We start from the raw sequence: 21,073 nt of genomic DNA on the forward strand, positions 1-21,073 counted from the left end.
TCAACCAGACCGCCCCAACGCTCCGGAACCTCCAGAGCAGCAACCCGCCCCAAACCCCACACCTGAGCCTGAACCGGCGACACCAACCGATCCGAACGACCCACCGACACCGCACCACGCGTCAGACACCACAACGGCGCCCCAACACCCACATCACCCAACGCCTGCACCAAAGCAGCCGAACCCAACAAACCCCCCGACTCATCCAAACCCAAGAACGACACCACACCCGCACACTCACCCACACCAGCCAACAACCCAGCCAGCACCCCCGACCCGCACCCGCCCCCACCACAACCCGCCGAACCTCAGCACCACAACCCGACAACCCACCCACCACAGCCGAAACCCAGGCGTCATCCACACCCTCAGCCGGCACCACCACCAACCACAACCCCGACAACCGCGCCACCGAACCATCAACCAACGGCTTCCACAACACCCGATAACGCCAACCATCCACCTCCGACTCAGTACGACGCCGGCGCCGCCACGCCGACAAGGCGGGCAGCACACTCCCCCACGCGTTCTCGTCATCGACCTCCAGAGTGGCAGCCAGCGACTCCAGGTCTTCGCGCTCCACCGCATCCCAGAAGCGGGCGTCCATGTCGTCAGCCACGCCACTCTGCGCGACGCCGGAGATCTGCAGCCAGTAGCGCTGGCGCTGGAAGGCGTACGTCGGCAGATCAACCCGCTGCGCGCCCGTACGGGAGAAGTACGCCTGCCAGTCCACGTCGACACCGCGGACGTGCACCTGGGCGAGGGCAGTGGTGACCGTCTCGGCCTCAGAGCGACCGGAGCGCAGAACAGGCACGAAGGCCACGGCCTCGCTGCCCACACACTCCTGGGCCATCGCCGAGAGGACACCGTCAGGGCCGAGTTCGATGTATGTCGTGACCCCGGCGGCTTCCAGGGCACGGACGCCGTCCAGGAAACGCACGGCCTCACGGACGTGCCGAACCCAGAAGTCGGGAGACGACATCTCATCCGAGACCAGCGCGCCCGTCAGGTTCGACACCACCGCAATCCGCGGAGTCTCGTACGACAGCCCCTCCGCCACAGCACGGAAGTCCTCCAACATGCCGTCCATATGCGGCGAATGGAACGCATGACTGACGGTGAGACGCTTGGACTTACGGCCCTGAGCCTCGAAGCCGTCCGCGATCGCGACGGCCGCGTCCTCGTCACCCGCGACGACCACGGCCTGCGGGCCGTTGACCGCGGCAATGCTCACCCGGTCGGTCAGCAGCGGCAGAACCTCAGCCTCCGACGCCTCAACGGCGATCATCACGCCACCCGTCGGCAGCGCCTGCATCAACCGCCCACGAGCCAACACCAGGGTGCAGGCATCCTCAAGGGTCAGCACCCCCGCCACATGCGCAGCCGCGATCTCACCGATCGAATGCCCCGCCACGAAGTCCGGCCTCACACCCCACGACTCCACCAGCCGGAACAACGCCACCTCAACCGCGAACAACGCAGGCTGCGTAACCGCCGTCCGATCCAGCGCAGCGCCATCGGACCCGAACAGCACATCCTTCAACGGCAGTTCGAGGTCAAGACGCTCACACACCGCGTCCAGCGCCTCCGCGAACACCGGATACGCCTCATACAGCTCACGACCCATCCCCAGCCGCTGACTCCCCTGCCCCGTAAACAAGAACGCCAGCTTCCCCCCAACCGGCGAACCCTCCACCAGCCCCGCACCCGAACCACCCTCCGCCAACGCCCCCAGCGCAGACAGCAGCCCATCCCTGTCCCCAGCAACCACCACCGCCCGGTCCTCGAACGACGCCCGGCCCACCGCCAGCGACCCGGCGACATCGACCGCGCGCGGTTCCTGTGCGGAGAGCACGTAAGACAGGAGGTGACGCGCCTGCGCCCGCAGAGCGTCCCGGCCCTTCGCCGAGAGCACCCAAGGCATCACCGGCAACTCTGCGGTCTTCAGTGCGGGAACGGGCACGGACACAGGCACCAGCACCGCTTCGCCGGCCGGTGGCTGCTCGATGATCGTGTGGGCGTTCGTGCCGCTGATGCCGAACGACGACACGCCCGCCCGGCGCGGACGGCCCGTCTCCGGCCACTCCATCTCCTGCGTCAGCAGGGAGACTTCACCCGCCTTCCAGTCGACCTGCGGGGACGGCTCGTCCACGTGCAGGGTCTGCGGCAGCACCCCGTGCCGCATCGCCATGACCATCTTGATGATGCCCGCGACACCGGCCGCGGCCTGCGTGTGGCCGATGTTCGACTTGATCGAGCCCAGCCACAGCGGCCGGTCCGCCGCGCGCTCACGGCCATAGGTGGCAAGGAGCGCCTGGGCCTCGATGGGATCACCCAGCCGGGTGCCCGTGCCGTGCGCCTCGACCGCGTCCACGTCGGCGGCCGACAGACCGGCACTGGCCAGCGCTTCGCGGATCACGCGCTGCTGGGACGGGCCGTTCGGGGCCGTCAGCCCGTTGCTCGCGCCGTCCTGGTTGATCGCCGAGCCTCGCACGACCGCCAGGACCGGGTGACCGTTCCGTTCGGCGTCCGACAGCCGCTCCACCAGGAGCATGCCCGCGCCCTCGGCCCAGCCCGTACCGTCCGCAGCCGCCGCGAAGGACTTGCACCGGCCGTCCACGGAGAGGCCGCGCTGGCGGCTGAAGTCGACGAAGGTCTCGGGGGTGGCCATGACGGCGACGCCGCCGGCCAGTGCCATCGTGCACTCGCCGCTGCGCAGAGCCTGGATCGCCCAGTGCAGCGCGACCAGCGACGACGAACAGGCCGTGTCGACCGTGACCGCCGGGCCTTCGAGGCCGAAGGTGTAGGCGATCCGGCCGGAGGCGATGCTGCCGGCGTTGCCGGTGCCGAGGTACCCCTCGACGCCCTCGGGCAGCTCGACCCCACTGCTGCCGTCGCCGATGCCGGTGACGTAGTCGTGGTACATCACGCCGGCGAAGACGCCCGTCCGGCTGCCGCGCAGCGTCGCCGGGTCGATCCCGGCCCGCTCGAACGCTTCCCAGGACGTCTCGAGGAGCAGTCGCTGCTGCGGGTCCATCGCCAGCGCCTCACGCGGCGAGATGCCGAAGAAACCGGGGTCGAAGTCGGCCGCGTCGTGCAGGAATCCGCCTTCGCGGGTGTACGAGGTGCCCGGGTGGTCCGGGTCGGGGTGGTAGAGGGACTCGACGTTCCAGCCGCGGTCGGACGGGAAGGGGGTGATGCCGTCGCCGCCCGTGGCGACGAGCTGCCACAGGTCTTCGGGCGACCGTACGCCGCCGGGGAAACGGCAGCCCATGCCGACAATGACGATCGGGTCCACGTCGGTCGTGGTCGTGGCAGGCCGTGCGGGTGCCATCCGGGCGCGTACGGCGTCTTGGTGCTCGGCCGTTCCCGACAGTTCGGCGAGCAGATGCCGGGCCAGCGCCGACGGCGTCGGGTAGTCGAAGACGAGGGTAGGCGAGAGCCTGAGGCCGGTCTCGGTCTTCAGGACATTGCGCAGCTCGACCGCCGTGAGGGAGTCGAATCCGAGTTCCTTGAAGGCGCGGTCCCCGTCGACCGCGTGGGCGTCGGCGTGGCCGAGTACCACGGCGACCCTCCCGCACACGAGGTCCAGCAGCATGCCTTCGCGCTCGGCGGCCGGCCGGGCCAGCAGCCGGGCCGTCAGGGGCGATCCGCCGTCCGTCGCGGCGCGCTGCTCGGCCGCGCGCCGCGAGGGCACCCGTACGAGGGCGCGCAGCAGCGGCGGTGTCTCGCCGGTGGAGACGGCCTGCGCCCGCGCCACCGTGAGGTCGAGCCGCATGGGCAGCAGGACCGCCGTGTCGACCGTCATCGCGGTGTCGAAGAGGGCGAGGCCCTCGCCACCGGAGAGTCCGCCGACGCCGTCCCTGGCGATGCGCCGCAGGTCGATCTTGTCCAGCTGCTGGGCCATGCCGCCGGTCTGCGGAGCCCACAGGCCCCAGGCGAGCGAGGTGCCCGGCATGCCTTCGGCGCGGCGCTGCTCGGCCAGGGCTTCCAGGAAGGCGTTCGCGGCGGCGTAGTTCGCCTGCCCGGCGGCGCCGAATGCGGCGGCCGCGCCCGAGAAGAGGATGAACGCCGAGAGGCCGAGGTCCCGCGTCAGTTCGTGCAGGTTCCAGGCAGCGTCGACCTTGGGACGCAGTACGGCGGCGACCCGCTCGGGGGTGAGCGAGGAGAGTACGCCGTCGTCCAGTACTCCTGCCGTGTGCACCACGGCGGTCAGCGGGTGTTCGGCGGGCACGGTCGCCAGCAGCGCGGCGAGCGCGTCGCGGTCGGCGGCGTCGCAGGCGACGAGGTCGGCCCGGGCACCCAGCTGTGCCAGTTCGGCGATCAGTGCCTCCGAGCCGTCGGCCTCGGGTCCCCGGCGGCTGGTGAGCAGCAGCCGCTTGACCCCGTGGGCCGTCACCAGGTGGCGGGCGAACAGTCCGCCCAAGGTGCCGGTCGCCCCGGTCACCAGCACGGTGCCGGACGGATCGCCGAGTGTGCTGAGCGGCTCACCCGAAGCGTCCGCCGACGGCACGCGTGCCAGGCGCGGCGCGCTGAGTTCCCCGTTCCGGATCGCCAACTCCGGCTCACCCGCGCCCAGCGCGGCGGGCACCGCCGTGAGGGAGGCCGTGTCCTCGTCGAGGTCGAGCATCAGCAACTGGCCGGGGTGCTCGGACTGCGCCGAACGCAGCAGGCCGCGCACCGCGCTGCCCGCCAGGTCCGGCACTCCCGCGCCGGGCTCGGCCGCCACCGCACCGGACGTCAGCCAGACCAGGCGCGTACCGGCGAACCGCTCGTCCGCAAGCCATTCCTGCACGGCGGACAGCGTGCCCGTCACGGCCTCGTGCACAGAGGCTGCCGTGACGTCCTGCGCCGGAAGGGCGTTCGGGGGTACGAACACGGCGTCCGGCACCGGCTCGCCCGCTGCGAGCGCCGCACCGAGCGCGGCGGCGTCGGCGTACTCGGTCACCTCAGCGCCGGCGACCGCCAGGCCCAGCCCGTCGCGGCCGAGCACAGCCCATCGCCGGCCCGCGGCGTCGCCCTGCGGCGACGCGCCGGCCGCCATGGGCACCCACTCCACACGGAACAGCGACTCCAGATGACCGCCGTCGGCCGCGCGTACCTGGTCGGCCGAAGCGGTGCGCAGGGTCAGCGACTCCACGGCCGCCACCGGACGTCCGGTCTCGTCCGCGACCAGCAGCGCCAGAGTGTGGGCGTCGCCGGGTGCGTGCGGGGTCAGCCGCATCTTGAGCGAGGAGGCACCGGCCGCGTACAGCGAGACTCCACCCCAGGAGAAGGGCAACAGGGCGCCGGTCGCTGCCGGTCCCTGGCTGTCGTCGTGGCTGTCGTCGTGGCCGATGGCGTGGCTGCTGTCGTGGCCGATGGCGTGCAGACCGGCGTCCAGCAGGGCCGGGTGGAGCCCGAACCGGGCCGCCTCGCGCCGTGCCTCGCCCGGAAGCGTCACCTCGGTGAACAGCTCACCGTCACGGCGCCATGCCGCCGTCAGCCCCTGGAACAGCTTCCCGTACGCCACACCGCCCGCGGCAAGCTTCTCGTACAGCCCCCGTACGTCCACCGGTACCGCTCCGGCCGGCGGCCACACGGCCAGCTCCGCGAACTCCCCCAGTTCCTCGGACAGTTCCGGTCGCGAGACACCGGCAGTCAGTACGCCGGAGGCATGACGCGTCCAAGGCTCCTCCGCGAAGGCGTCCTGACGACGGGAGTGCACACTGAACCGCCGCTGCCCGGGCCCGGTCGGCGCCTCGACGGCAAGCTGGAGCTGTACACCGCCGCGCTCGGGGACGACGAGCGGCGCTTCGAGGGTCAGCTCCTCCACCACATCGCATCCGACCTGGTCACCGGCTCGGATCGCCAGGTCGACGAAGGCCGTGCCCGGCAGCAGGACGCTGCCGAAGATGGTGTGGTCGGCGAGCCAGGGGTGCGTGTCGAGTGACAGCCTGCCGGTGAGGAGCACGCCTTCGGAGTCGGCGAGCGGCACCGCCGCGCCCAGCAGCGGGTGCCCCGCTTCCCCGAGCCCGATCGCGGTCGGGTCGCCGATGGCGAACGCGGCAGCACTGGGCCAGTAGCGCTTGCGCTGGAAGGGGTAGGTGGGGAGGTCGACGCGGCGGGCGCCGGTGCCGGAGAAGTACGTGTCCCAGTCCACGGCGATGCCGTGGGTGTGGGCGGTCGCGAGGGCGGTGGTGATGCTCTCGGGCTCGGGGCGGCTCTTGCGGAGTACGGGGACGAAGACCGCGTCCTCGTTCGTCACACAGTCCTGGGCGAGGGCCGAGAGGACACCGTCGGGGCCGAGTTCGATGTACGTCGTGACACCCGCGGCCTCCAGGGCACGGATGCCGTCCAGGAAACGGACCGCCTCGCGGACGTGCCGGACCCAGAAGTCGGCGGACGACATCTCGTCCGAGACCAGGGTCCCGGTGAGGTGGGAGACGACCGGGATGCGCGGAGCCTCGAACGACAAACCCTCCGCCACAGCACGGAAAGCGTCGAGCATGTCGTCCATGTGCGGCGAATGGAACGCATGACTGACAGTGAGCTGCTTGGACTTACGGCCCTGAGCCTTGAAGCCTTCGGCGATCGCGACCGCCGCGTCCTCGTCACCCGCGATCACGACCGCCTGCGGGCCGTTGACCGCCGCAATACTCACCCGGTCGGTCAGCAGCGGCAGAACCTCAGCCTCCGACGCCTGCACCGCGATCATCACACCACCCGCCGGCAGCGCCTGCATCAGACGGCCACGGGCGGCGACCAGCGCACACGCATCCTCCAGCGAGAACACCCCCGCCACATGCGCAGCCGCGATCTCACCAATGGAGTGACCGGCCAGGAAGTCCGGCCTCACACCCCACGACTCCACCAGCCGGAACAACGCCACCTCGACGGCGAAGAGAGCGGGCTGAGTGAAACCCGTCCGGTCCAGCGCGTCCGCGTCCGACCCGAACAGCACATCCTTCAACGGCACTTCAAGATGCGCGTCCACATACGCGCACACCGCGTCCAGCGCATCCGCGAACACCGGATGCGCCGCATACAGCTCACGACCCATCCCCAGCCGCTGACTCCCCTGCCCGGTGAACAAGAACGCCGTACGGCCGTCACCCACAACCCCGGTGGTGATCCGAGGCGAGGGCTCGCCGCCTGCCAGCCGTGCCAGTACGTCCCGGAAATCCTGCGGGTCGTCGGCGGTCAGGACCGCGCGGTGTTCGAGGTGTGCGCGTGCCGTGGCGAGCGAGTAAGCCAGATCGGCGGAGCTGAGCCCGTTGTTGTCCGCGGCTTCCAGGTGCGTTCGCAGGACGGCTGCCTGGGCGCGCAGGGCCGCCGGGCTCTTCGCGGAGAGGAGGTACGGCAGCGGAAGCACGAGGGCCGGTGCGGTAGGCCTGGCGTCGCCGTCCGCCGAGGGCTCGACGGCAGGCGCCTGCTCGATGATGGTGTGGGCGTTCGTACCGCTGATGCCGAAGGACGACACCCCGGCCCGACGCGGCCGGTCGACCGTCGGCCAGACCGTCTGCTCGGTCAGCAGGGTGAGATCGCCTGCCGACCAGTCGACGTGAGGGGTCGGTTCGTCGACATGCAGTGTCTGGGGCAGCACGCCGTGCTGCATGGCGAGGACCATCTTGATGATGCCCGCGACACCGGCGGCGGCCTGCGTGTGGCCGATGTTGGATTTGATGGAGCCCAGCAGCAGCGGGCGGTCTTCCTGGCGGCCCTGACCGTACGTGGCGAGGAGAGCCTGCGCCTCGATCGGATCACCGAGTTTCGTACCCGTGCCGTGGGCCTCGACCGCGTCCACGTCGGCGGCCGACAGACCCGCGCTCGCAAGGGCCGCCCGGATCACCCGCTGCTGGGACGGGCCGTTCGGAGCGGTCAGGCCGTTGCTCGCACCGTCCTGATTGACGGCCGAGCCCCGGACCAGCGCCAGGACCGGATGACCGTTGCGCTGAGCGTCCGACAGACGCTCGACCAGCAGCATGCCGACGCCCTCGCCCCAGCCCGTACCGTCCGCAGCCGCCGCGAACGCCTTGATACGGCCGTCCTCCGCGAGCCCGCGCTGACGACTGAAGTCGACGAAGTTCTCGGGGGTCGACATGACGGTCACACCACCGGCCAGGGCCATGCTGCACTCGCCGTTGCGCAGAGCCTGGATCGCCCAGTGCAGGGCGACCAGCGACGACGAACAGGCCGTGTCAACCGTGACCGCCGGACCCTCCAGCCCCAGGGCGTAGGAGACACGGCCGGACATGACACTGCCCGCGTTGCCCGTGCCCAAGTGGCCTTCCAGACCTTCCGGTTCACGGGTGATGAGGGAGAGGTAGTCCTGGCCGTTGGTGCCGACGAAGACACCGGCCTGGCTGCCGCGCAGCGATGACGGGTCGATACCGGCTCGCTCGAAGGCTTCCCACGAAGTTTCGAGCAGCAGGCGCTGCTGGGGGTCCATCGCCAGCGCCTCGCGTGGCGAGATGCCGAAGAAGTCGGCATCGAAGTCCGCGGCTCCGTCGAAGAATCCGCCTTCGCGGGTGTACGAGGTGCCCGGCTGGTCCGGGTCGGGGCTGTAGAGCCTGTCCAGGTCCCAGCCGCGGTCCGACGGGAACGCGCCGACGGCGTCCGTGCCGTCCGTGAGGAGCTGCCAGAGGGCTTCGGGAGTCCGTACGCCACCCGGGAAACGGCAGCTCATCGCCACGATCGCGATCGGATCGTCGTCGGTGGCGACCGCGGCGGGCAGCACCGTGTCGGCGACGCGCACACTGCCGACCAGCTCGCCCCGCAGGTACTCCGCGAGAGCGGCGGACGTGGGGTGGTCGTAGATCAGCGTGGCCGGGAGCCGCAGCTCGGTGGCGGCGCCGAGGCGGTTGCGCAGCTCGACGGCCGTGAGCGAGTCGAACCCCAGCTCCTTGAACGCCCGCGCCGCGCCGACGTTTTCCACGCCGTCGTGGCCGAGTACGGCGCCCACCTGCCTACGGACCAGATCCAGCAGCTCTCGCTCCTGCTCGGCCGGCGCGAGGGCGGACAGGCGCCCGGAGAGGGAGTACGGACGATCGGCCTCGGTAACCGCCCGCGCGCGGGTCCCTGCCGCGCGGGCGTCGCGCACTTCGCGCAACTCGCTGAACAGCTGGCTGTGCCGTGCGGCGCTGAAGCCCGGGAGGAACCGGTCCCATTCGACATCGGCAATGGTGAGAACGGCGTCGTCGCCACCAACGGCGTCGCACAGGGCGTGGATCGCCTGATCCGCGCGCATCGGAGGCACGCCGTCCCGGCGCATGCGGGCTTCAAGTGCCTCGTCGGCGGCCATGCCGCCCTCGGCCCAGGGACCCCACGCAATGGACGTCGCCGCCAGACCGTCGGCACGACGCTGCTCGGCCAGGGCATCCAGATAGGCATTGGCCGCCGCATAGTTGGCCTGACCAGCCGCACCCACCGTCCCGGTGACGGAGGAGAAGAGGACGAAAGCGGAGAGCTCGATACCCAGCTCACCCGTCAGCTCATGAAGGATGGCAGCGGACCTGGCCTTCGCGGACAGGACCCTGTCGATACGCTCCGGACTCAGCCCCTCCAGAACACCATCGTCCAGAACCCCGGCCGTATGCACCACAGCCGTCAACGACCCAGCCTCCGCCGACAACAACGCCCGCACCGCATCACGGTCAGCGCCATCACACGCCACCACCGAAACCTCAACACCCAGCCCCGCCAGCTCACCAACAAGATCCACCGCACCCGGAGCATCCGGACCACGACGACTCATCAGCACAAGACGCTCAGCACCCGCCCCCGCCAGCCACCGAGCCACCCGGCCACCCAACGCACCCGTACCACCCGTGACCAGAACCGACCCACCCGGCAACCACGAAACCGAGCCCCCACCACCAGAAACACCAGAAACACCAGAAGCACGAGGAGCACGAGGAGCGCGAGGAGCACGGACCAGACGACGACCGAACACACCCGACGACCGAACCGCAACCTGATCCTCACCAGAACCCGCACCCGCACCCGCGAGGACACCCACCAGACGCGACACAGCACGCTCATCCAACACCCCAGGCAGATCAACCAGACCGCCCCAACGCTCCGGAACCTCCAGAGCAGCAACCCGCCCCAAACCCCACACCTGAGCCTGAACCGGCGACACCAACCGATCCGAACGACCCACCGACACCGCACCACGCGTCAGACACCACAACGGCGCCCCAACACCCACATCACCCAACGCCTGCACCAAAGCAGCCGAACCCAACAAACCCCCCGACTCATCCAAACCCAAGAACGACACCACACCCGCACACTCACCCACACCAGCCAGCAACCCAGCCAGCACCCCCCGACCCGCACCCACCCCCACCACAACCCGCCGAACCTCAGCACCACAACCCGACAACCCACCCACCACAGCCGAAACCCAGGCGTCATCCACGAGTCCGGCAGGAACGGCAACAAGCCATGTCCCGCTCACCACTCCCGAGGACACCGCAGCCGTCACCGGCTTCCAGCTCGTCCGGTAGCGCCAGCCGTCCACCTGGGCCTGCTGCCGGCCACGCCGACGCCAGGCCGACAGCGCGGGGACCACGCTCCCCCACGCGCTCGCGTCGTCGAGGCCGAGCAGAGCGGCGAGGGACTCGACGTCCTCCTGCTCGACGACATTCCAGAAACTGGCGTCGACCGCGTCGACGGTCCTGCTGACCGGCACATTCTCCGCCGTCGTCGTCTCCGGCCAGAACCGCTGCCGCTGGAACGCGTACGTCGGCAGCGCGACCCGCTGGACGCCGGACCCGGCGAAGTACCCGGTCCACTCGACGGCGGCGCCTCGGACGTGTGCGTGTGCGAGGGCCGCGACGGCGGTCTCTGCCTCGGGGCGGCCGGAACGCAGTACGGGAGCGAAGGCAGCGCCCTCACCGCCCACGCAGTCCTGCGCCAGAGCGGACAGCACACCGTCGGGACCGAGTTCTATGTAGGTCGTGACGCCCGCGGCTTCCAGGGCGCGGATGCCGTCCAGGAAACGGACCGCCTCGCGGACATGCCGTACCCAGAAGTCGGCGGACGACATCTCGTCCGAGACCGGCCCGCCCGTCAGGTTCGACACCACCGGGATGCGAGGGGCCTCGTAAGAAAGACCCTCCGCCACAGCACGGAAGTCCTCCAACATGGCGTCCATGTGCGGCGAATGGAACGCATGACTGACAGTGAGACGCTTGGACTTACGGCCCAGAGCCTCGAAGCCCTCCGCGATCGCGACCGCCGCGTCCTCGTCGCCCGCGATCACGACCGACTGGGGGCCATTGACCGCGGCAATGCTCACCCGGTCGGTCAACAGCGGTAGAACCTCAGCCTCCGACGCCTCAACGGCGATCATCACGCCACCGGACGGCAGCGCCTGCATCAACCGCCCACGAGCCTCCACCAGCGCGCAAGCGTCCTCCAGCGAGAACACCCCCGCCACATGTGCAGCCGCGATCTCACCGATCGAATGCCCCGCCACGAAGTCGGGCTTCAAACCCCACGACTCCACCAGCCGGAACAACGCCACCTCAACCGCGAAGAGAGCGGGCTGCGTAACCGCCGTCTGACCCAGCGCGTCCGCGTCCGACCCGAACAGCACATCCTTCAACGGCACTTCAAGATCCAGCCGGGCGCACACCGCGTCCAGCGCGTCCGCGAACACCCGGTACGCCTCGTACAGCTCACGGCCCATGCCCAGCCGCTGACTCCCCTGCCCCGTGAACAGGAACGCCAGCTTGCCCTCGGTCGCCGTGCCCATCACCAGACCCGGAGTCTGCTCACCGGCTGCGAGGTTCCGCAGTGCGGCTGCGAGTCCTGTGCGGTTCTTGGCGTCGCCTACCAGGACGGCGCGCGATTCCAGCGCGGAGCGGGCGGTCGTGAGGGAGTAGGCGATGTCGCCGGAGGGGACGGCCGGGTTCGCGGTCAGGAAGGACGCCAACTGCCCGGCCTGGGCGCGGAGACCGGCGGCATTCTTGGCTGAGAGGACCAGCGGCAGAACCGACGGGAGCGTCCCGCCGTCGCCGGCCGCCGGCTCGGCGTCGCCGGCCGGGGCCTCTTCGATGATGGTGTGGGCGTTCGTACCGCTCAGGCCGAACGACGAGATGCCTGCCCGCCGTGGGTGGCCGGCCGCAGGCCACTCCCTGTGTTCGGTCAGCAGGGCGATGTCACCCGCCGACCAGTCGACGTGCGGGGTCGGCTCGTCGACGTGCAGCGTGCGCGGGAGCACTCCGTGCTGTATGGCGAGAACCATCTTGATGACGCCTGCGACACCGGCGGCGGCCTGGGTGTGGCCGATGTTCGACTTCACGGAGCCCAGCCACAGCGGGCGGTCCTCCGGGCGGCCCTGACCGTAGGTCGCGAGGAGCGCCTGCGCCTCGATCGGATCACCGAGCTTCGTACCGGTGCCGTGGGCCTCGACCGCGTCCACGTCGGCGGCCGACAGACCCGCACCGGCCAGCGCCTGCCGGATCACACGCTGCTGCGAAGGTCCGTTGGGAGCCGTCAGACCGTTGCTCGCGCCGTCCTGGTTGATCGCCGAGCCTCGCACGACCGCCAGGACCGGGTGTCCCTTGGCGCGCGCGTCGGAGAGCCGCTCGACCAGCAGCATGCCGACTCCTTCGCCCCAGCCCGTACCGTCGGCGGCGGCAGCGAAGGCCTTGATACGGCCGTCCTCCGCGAGCCCGCGCTGCCGGCTGAAGTCGACGAAGGCGTCCGGAGTGGACATGACGGTCACACCACCGGCGAGCGCCATGGTGCACTCGCCCTGGCGCAGCGCCTGCACAGCCAGGTGCAGGGCGACGAGTGACGATGAGCAGGCCGTGTCGACCGTGATCGCAGGGCCTTCGAGGCCGAAGACGTAGGAGAGCCGGCCGGAGACGACGCTTGCGGCGTTGCCGGTGCCGACATGTCCTTCGAGGCCGTCCCCTTCGCGCGCGACCAGGGAGAGGTAGTCCTGACCGTTGGTGCCGGCGAAGACGCCCGTACGGCTGCCGCGCAGCGACGCCGGGTCGATGCCCGCCCGCTCGAAGGCTTCCCAGGACGTTTCCAGCAGGAGCCGCTGCTGCGGGTCCATGGCGAGGGCCTCGCGCGGCGAAATACCGAAGAAGTCGGCGTCGAAGTCCGCCGCGTCGTAGAGGAACCCGCCCTCACGCGCGTACGACGTCCCAGTCCTGTCGGGGTCGGCGCTGTAGAGGCCGTCCAGGTCCCAGCCGCGGTCGGACGGGAATGCGCCGACGGCGTCCGTGCCGTTCGTGAGGAGTTGCCACAGCTCTTCCGGGGTCCGTACGCCACCGGGGAAGCGGCAGCTCATCGCCACGATCGCGATCGGATCGTCGCCGGTGGCGACCGCTGTGGGAAGGAGGGGGGCGGCGGCCTGCGCGCTGCCCGCCAATTCGCCCCGCAGGTACTCCGCGAGAGCGGCCGAGGTGGGGTAGTCGTACACAAGCGTGGTGGGGAGCCGCAGCTCGGTGGCGGCGCCGAGGCGGTTGCGCAGCTCGACGGCCGTGAGGGAGTCGAACCCGAGCTCTTTGAAGGCCCGTTCGGCACCGACGGCGTCCGAGCCCTCGTGACCGAGTACCGCGGCTACGTGCATACGGACGAGGCTGAGCAGCTCCCGCTCCTGCTCGGCCTGGGTCAGGCCCGCCAACCGGCCGGAGAGGGTGCCTGCGACATCGGCTCCCGTGACCACGGACCCGTGGCCGGTGAGGGCTGCCACGCCCTCCGCGCCGACGGCGAAGTCGGCGATCAGCGGGCAGGGGCGGACGGCTGCGATGACGGCGGGGAAGCGGTCCCAGTCGATGTCCGCGACGGTCAGCGCTGCCACCCCCTCGCCAACGGCCTGCTCCAGCACGGCAATCGCAGAGGTGGGCGACATCGGAGGCATGCCCTCGCGGCGCATCCGTGCGTCCATCGCGTCGTCGGCGGCCATACCGCCCTCGGCCCAGGGACCCCACGCAATGGACGTCGCCGCCAGACCATCGGCACGACGCTGCTCGGCCAGGGCATCCAGATAAGCATTGGCCGCCGCGTAATTGGCCTGACCAGCCGCACCCACCGTGCCCGTGACCGAGGAGAAGAGGACGAAAGCGGAGAGCTCGATACCCAGCTCACCCGTCAGCTCATGAAGGATGGCAGCGGACCTGGCCTTCGCGGACAGGACCCTGTCGATACGCTCCGGACTCAGCCCCTCCAGAACACCATCGTCCAAAACCCCGGCCGTATGCACCACAGCCGTCAACGACCCAGCCTCCGCCGACAACAACGCCCGCACCGCATCACGGTCAGCGCCATCACACGCCACCACCGAAACCTCAACACCCAGCCCCGCCAGCTCACCAACAAGATCCGCCGCACCCGGAGCATCCGCACCACGACGACTCATCAGCACAAGACGCTCAGCACCCGCCCCCGCCAGCCACCGAGCCACCCGGCCACCCAACGCACCCGTACCACCCGTGACCAGAACCGACCCACCCGGCAACCACGACACCGAGCCCCCACCACCAGAAACACCAGAAACACCAGAAGCACGGGGAGCACGGACCAGACGACGACCGAACACACCCGACGACCGAACCGCAACCTGATCCTCACCAGAACCCGCACCGGCACCCGCGAGGACACCCACCAGACGCGACACAGCACGCTCATCCAACACCCCAGGCAGATCAACCAGACCGCCCCAACGCTCCGGAACCTCCAGAGCAGCAACCCGCCCCAAACCCCACACCTGAGCCTGAACCGGCGACACCAACCGATCCGAACGACCCACCGACACCGCACCACGCGTCAGACACCACAACGGCGCCCCAACACCCACATCACCCAACGCCTGCACCAAAGCAGCCGAACCCAACAAACCCCCCGACTCATCCAAACCCAAGAGCGACACCACACCCGCACACTCACCCACACCAGCCAGCAACCCAGCCAGCACCCCCCGACCCGCACCCGCACCCACCACAACCCGCCGAACCTCAGCACCACAACCCGACAACCCACCCACCACAGCCGAAACCCAGGCGTCATCCACACCCTCAGCCGGCACCACCACCAACCACAACCCCGACAACCGCGCCACCGAACCATCAACCAACGGCTTCCACAACACCCGATAACGCCAACCATCCACCTCCGACTCAGTACGACGCCGGCGCCGCCACGCCGACAAGGCGGGCACGACCTCGCTGAGGGGCTGTTCGCCGTCGAGGTCCAGTTCGAGGGCGGCGGCGAGTGTGGCCACGTCCTCCTGCTCAACGGCGTCCCAGAAGACGCTGTCGGCGGGGTCGGTTCCGCGCGCCGTCTGTGCGGCGGACTCCGCGACCGGGGTGCGCGAGTCCATCCAGTAGCGCTGCCGCTGGAAGGCGTAGGTCGGAAGCTCGACGCGTCGCGCACCGGTCCTGGCGAAGAACGCCGCCCAGTCCACGTCCGCACCCCGTACATGCGCCTGGGCGACGGCGTTGAGCAGGGTGTTCGTTTCGGGGCGGCCGGAGCGCAGGGCTGCGGCGAAGGCGGTGCCCTGCGGGTCGACGCAGTCGTGTGCCATGGCGGTGAGCACCGCGTCCGGTCCAAGTTCCAGGAAGGTACGGGCGCCCCGTTCCTGGAGGGTGCGTACGCCGTCGAGGAACCGTACGGCGTCCCGGACGTGCCGCACCCAGTACTCCGGGGTGGCCAGTTCGGCCGCGGTCGCGGTGGCGCCGGTGAGGAGGGAGACGACAGGGAGAGTGGGCGTGCCGTAGTCCAGCACTTGTGCGACACGGAGGAATTCCTCCAGCATGCCGTCCATGTGGGGCGAGTGGAACGCGTGGCTGACCGTCAGTCGCTTGGTCTTGCGGCCCCGGGCCTTGAAGCCGTCCGCGATCGCGACTGCCGCGTCCTCGTCGCCCGCGACGACCACGGCCTGCGGGCCGTTGACCGCGGCAATGCTCACCCGGTCCGTGAGCAGCGGCAGGACCTCGTCCTCCGACGCCTGCACCGCGATCATCGCGCCACCGATCGGCAGCGCCTGCATCAACCGCCCACGCGCGGCGACGAGCAGGCAGGCGTCCTCCAGCGAGAACACACCGGCCACATGCGCAGCCGCGATCTCACCGATCGAATGCCCCGCCACGAAGTCGGGCTTGAGACCCCAGCTCTCCACCAGGCGGAACAGCGCCACTTCGACGGCGAACAGCGCGGGCTGGGTGTAGGCGGTCTGGTGCAGAAGGGCTGCTTCCGGGCTGCCCGGGTCCGCGAACAGGACGTCGAGAAGGGGGAGTTCGATCTGGTCGTCCAGGTACCAGCAGGCGTCGTCGAGGGCGTCGGCGAACACCGGGTAGGTCTCGTACAGTTCGCGTCCCATGCCCAGCCGCTGGCTGCCCTGGCCGGTGAAGAGGAGGGCCAGTTTGCCCGTTGCGGGTGCCCCCTGGACCACGGAGGAGGTGCCGGCGCCCTCGGCGAGGGCGTGCAGTCCGCTCAGGAACGTGTCGCGGTCGTCGCCGAGCACGACAGCGCGCTGGTCGAAGCGGCCTCGGGTGGTTGCGAGGGAGTGGCCGATGTCGAGGGGGGTGATGTCCGGCTGCGCTGCGAACCGCGCGCTCAGCCTGCGCGCCTGGGCACGGAGAGCCTCGGGCGTCTTGGCGGAGAGTGCCCACGGAACAAGTGACCGCGCTGCGGAGTTGTCGGCCTCCCGGGCTGTCGTCTGCGGCACCTCGGAGGAGAGATACGGCATCTCGGAGGAGGAGTCCGGCACCTTTGAGGAGATGTCCGGCACGTTTGAAGAGATGTCCGGCGTCTGGCTCCGGCCGGACTTGGGACCTTCGGTCCCGGCCGTCTCGGTGCCGTCGCGGTCTTCGGCCGACGGCTCCTCGATGATGGCGTGCGCGTTGGTGCCGCTCATGCCGAACGATGAGACACCGGCACGGCGCGGGCGGTCCGCCTGCGGCCACTCCACGGTCTCCGTCAGCAGAGTGACCGCTCCGGCCTCCCAGTCCACGTGCGGCGTCGGCTCGTCGACGTTCAGCGTCCTGGGAAGGACGCCGTGCCGCATCGCCATGATCATCTTGATGATGCCGGCGACACCGGCGGCGGCCTGCGTGTGGCCGATGTTCGACTTCAGGGAGCCGAGCCACAGCGGCTGGTCGTCGGTGTGCTCCTGGCCGTAGGTGGCGAGGAGCGCCTGGGCCTCGATCGGGTCACCGAGCCTGGTGCCGGTGCCGTGCGCCTCGACGACATCGACCTCGGCGGCGGACAGGCCGGCGTTGGCCAGGGCCTGGCGGATGACGCGCTGTTGGGAGGGGCCGCTGGGCGCGGTGAGGCCGTTGCTGGCGCCGTCCTGGTTGATGGCGGATCCGCGGACGACCGCCAGGATCCGGTGGCCCTTGGCGCGCGCGTCGGAGAGCCGTTCGACCAGCAGCATGCCGGCTCCCTCGCCCCAGGCCGTACCGTCGGCTGCCGCCGCGAACGGCTTGCAGCGGCCGTCGGGGGCCAGGCCACGCTGGCGGCTGAAGGAGACGAACGAGCCGGGGCTCGCCATCACCGCGACGCCACCGGCGAGCGCGAGGGAGCATTCGCCGCCGCGCAGCGCCTGGACGGCGAGGTGGAGGGCGGCGAGGGAGGAGGAGCAGGCCGTGTCGACGGTGACCGTCGGGCCCTCGAATCCGAAGGTGTAGGCGATACGGCCGGAGGCGACGCTCGCCGCGTTTCCGGTGACGAGGTATCCCTCGAATCCGTCGGTGGCATCCTGGAGCCGCGGGCCGTATTCCTGGGTCTCGGCTCCTACGAATACGCCGACTTGGCCGCCGCGCAGTCCGGCGGGGTCGACTCCGGCCCGGTCGAATGCTTCCCAGGACGTTTCGAGGAGCAGTCGCTGCTGCGGGTCCATGGCAAGTGCTTCGCGCGGCGATATCCCGAAGAATGCGGCGTCGAATTCGTCGGCGTCGTGCAGGAATCCGCCCTCGCGGGCGTAGCTGGTTCCGGCCCGGTCGGGGTCGGGGTCGTACAGCGCGTCGAGGTCCCAGCCGCGCCCGGTGGGGAAGGCGGAAATGGCATCGGTGCCGGCCGCGACAAGGTCCCACAGCGCTTCGGGGGACTCAACGTCGCCGGGGAACCGGCAGCCGATGCCGACGATGGCGATGGGTTCGTCGCTGCTGACGGCGGCGGTGACGGGCGTCTCGGCGGGCCCGGTCAGGCCGAGGATCGCGGCACGCAGATGGCGGGCGAGGTGCGCCGGGGTGGGGTGGTCGAACGCCAGGGTGACCGGCAGTCGCAGGCCCGTTCCGGCGACGAGCCTGGCGTGCAGGTCGACGGCGGCGAGCGAGTCGAAGCCCAGGTCCAGGAAGGGGCGGTGGGGGTCGAGCGGGTCGGGGGCCGCCTCCCGCAGCGCGGCGGAGGCAAGCGCGGCAACCCATTCCAGCAGTGTGGCGTGCTGCTCGGTCTCGGTCAGGCCCGTCAGACGCTGCTGCCAGGACGAGGCCCCTTCGGGAGTTCCGCCGTGCGTTCCACCGGCTTCGGAGGCGGTGTCGGAGGCGACATTGATTTCGGGCGTGAAATCCTCGGACTCATTCAACATCGCGCGCTCCATTACCCCGAAAAGAATCCAAGACCAGGGTCACTCTTGCACGGGGGAGAGGCGGGAGAAACCCCTAACAAGCCCCTACGGACCCCTAACCCCGAGCCTCGTCCTTTTCCTTGACTTCGCATGCGCGACTTCATCAGGATGCGCCGAGAATGCTGGTAATTGCAAGAATAGCCACGCTATTCAATCGTCGATCCTCCGGCCTGGGGACGGCATCGTGCGGACCGCCGCGACCATGCCTTCGCCCGCGTCGCTGGTGCCGAGGCTGGAGGCGCTCGCCGGGCTGGCCCGGACCGGGAGCAGCGGCAGGGACCGTATCCGGAAGGTTCCGGGTACGGCCCCTGCCGTGCGCGGGGAGGGCGATGCGGGGGACGGTACGAGGCGGTCCTGTGCGAGGTGGAGGGGCGGCACGGGGGTCGCCGCCCCTCCACCTCTCGGGGGATCGCCAGTTGGTCTGAGGGTCAGCCGCGCGGAACGCGTTCGATGAACGGGGCGAGCAGCTTGGGTACGGCCTCTTCGGCGAAGGCGAGGCCGTCGCCGACAGACACGTCGCGGACCTTGTAGCAGCCGTCGCCGGCGGCGGTGGTGGCGCCGATGGTGAGCAGTCCGTTGCGGCGCTGGAAGTAGGAGCGGGTGATGTTCCAGCCGATGACGCCGTCGCGTTGGAGGGCCGCGGTGCGGCGGGCGAAGGTGCCGGCACGGACGACGAGGTAGCGGTCGCGGATTCCGTGGCCGAGCGTGCGGTAGGCGTCGTTGGCGAGGACGACGACGAGCGGCAGTCCGACGAGGGCCGTGATCCAGGCCGTGTGCACGAGGACGGGGGTGAGCCACAGGCCGAAGCCGAGCGGGGTCGCCACGACGGGTGCGAGGACCATCAGCCCGCGGTTGATGCGGCGGCGCAGGGCGACGCGGGGGTGCGGTGCGAGTTCGGTCAGTTCCGTCGGGGACTGTTCCTCGGCGAGGACGTCCGCGGCGACGCGCAGGGCTTCGTCCCGGGGTACGGGCGGGGTGAGGGAGCGGCGGCTGCGGTTCTCGTCGCTGTTGCCGAGGCCGCTGGCGATGGCGTTCAGGCGGGCGCCGCCCGCCCAGCGCAGCAGCATCGGCTCGGTGACCTCGACGCCGCGCATCCGGCGCTCCTCGATGGTGACCGAGCGGGAGATGAGCAGTCCGCGGCGGATGCGGAAGACGCCGTCCTGTTCGCGCTCCAGGCGGTAGTTGGTCCAGGCGTCCACGAAGGTCGCGGTGGAGACGGCGACACCGGCGAAGGCCACGACGACGACCGCGACGAGGATGCCGAACCACAGGGGTACGGAACCGAACCGGTCCTCCAGGTCCTTGACGATGCCGAGTTCGAGCGGGTCGATCTTCATCTCGTGCAGGATGCGGTAGGCGGTGCCGACGCCAGCGAACACGCTGCCGACGCCCCAGACGGTCAGCGGCGCGTAGCGCAGCCAGGCCCAGTCCATCTCGGCGATGGTGAGGTCCTCGACCTGGCCGGTGGCGGCGCCGTTGCCGCGGCGGTCGAGGAGCAGCCTGCGCAGCTCGCCCGCCTGCTGCTTGGTGATGCCGTCGAGTGAGAGCTTGCGGCTGGAGGACGAGCTCTGCTCGCCGGTGCCGATGCGCAGGGAGGTGAGGCCGAAGAGGCGGTGCATGGGCTTGGCGTCGAGGTCGACGCTGCGGATCCGGTCGACGGGGGCCGAGCGGCGGCTGCGGAAGAGCAGTCCGGAGCGGAGCTCGACGCGGTCGCCGGTGACGCGGAAGCGGGTGGTGAGCATCCGCATGGTGCTGATCCCGGTGATCACCAGGAAGGTGATCACGAGCGAGCCGAGCGAGATGAGTGCCTGGAGGTTGGCGCCGGTGAGTGCGACGGTGACGGCGAACAGGGCGATCGGCCCGGCCAGCATGCTCAGGTTGACCAGGAGCAGTCGGGGGCTGAGCCTGCTCCACTCGGCGTCCGTGGAGGCGGCGGCGCGGGAGGCGTCGATGGTCTCGCGTCGCTCCGTGTCCTGGCTCATGTCGCGTCTCCCGGCGTGGCCTGGGTGGTCTTGGTGAGGTGCTCGACCACTTCCTGTGCGGTCCGGTGGTCGATGCCCTTGATCTTCACTGCGCCCGAGGCGGAGGCGGTGGTGACGGTGACGCCGGAGAGTCCGAAGAGCTGCTGGAGGGGTCCGCGCAGGGTGTCCACGGTCTGGATGCGGGACAGCGGCACGACCCTCCAGCGCTGCCAGAGCCAGCCGGACGCCGCGTAGACGGCCTCGTCGGTGGTCTCCCAGCGGTGCACGCGGTAGCGCCAGAGGGGCATGACGGCCATGTAGGCCAGGCCCGGTACGAGCGAGACCAGGAAGGCCCAGCCGAAGAACGGCCGTGCCGGCGGGATGAAGAGATAAAGCACGCCGAAGACGATCGGCAGGGGCAGGGCGAACATCGCCGACTGGAGTGTCCACCAGCCGACGGCCCGGCGGTCGACACGATTGCGCGGGGGCCTGAGCCTGACATCATCCAAGCGTTCCACTGCTTTTTCCTAGCTCTGAG

At 70.2% G+C, this 21,073-nt stretch carries 4 protein-coding genes; all 4 read right to left on the bottom strand.

Annotated elements, in window-relative coordinates:
• Positions 1-121: 121 nt before the first annotated feature.
• The 4 genes from OG293_RS07565 to OG293_RS07580 all read right to left on the bottom strand — a co-directional run bounded on the left by OG293_RS07565 (position 122) and on the right by OG293_RS07580 (position 21,053).
• Positions 122-18,532 (bottom strand): type I polyketide synthase, encoded by an 18,411-nt coding sequence (locus tag OG293_RS07565; protein WP_406003531.1) that lies wholly within the window; start codon positions 18,530-18,532, stop codon positions 122-124.
• 192 nt (positions 18,533-18,724) lie between these two features.
• A complete protein-coding gene (locus OG293_RS07570) occupies positions 18,725-18,952 on the bottom strand; it encodes a hypothetical protein (RefSeq protein WP_405997996.1) in 228 nt (75 codons plus the stop codon).
• A gap of 50 nt (positions 18,953-19,002) precedes the next feature.
• Positions 19,003-20,556 carry a PH domain-containing protein gene (locus OG293_RS07575; RefSeq protein WP_405997997.1) on the bottom strand — a complete coding sequence of 518 codons (1,554 nt, stop codon included), beginning with the start codon at positions 20,554-20,556 and terminating at the stop codon, positions 19,003-19,005.
• Positions 20,553-21,053 carry a PH domain-containing protein gene (locus OG293_RS07580; RefSeq protein WP_405997998.1) on the bottom strand — a complete coding sequence of 167 codons (501 nt, stop codon included), beginning with the start codon at positions 21,051-21,053 and terminating at the stop codon, positions 20,553-20,555. The genes OG293_RS07575 and OG293_RS07580 overlap by 4 nt, the downstream gene beginning before the upstream one ends.
• Positions 21,054-21,073 lie beyond the last annotated feature (20 nt).

Source organism: Streptomyces sp. NBC_00829, assembly GCF_045161795.1.
Classification (GTDB): domain Bacteria; phylum Actinomycetota; class Actinomycetes; order Streptomycetales; family Streptomycetaceae; genus Streptomyces.

Excerpts from the sequence above, each read along its gene's own strand:
- OG293_RS07575 (WP_405997997.1), bottom strand. The coding sequence starts at position 20,556 with ATGAGCCAGGACACGGAGCGACGCGAGACCATCGACGCCTCCCGCGCC.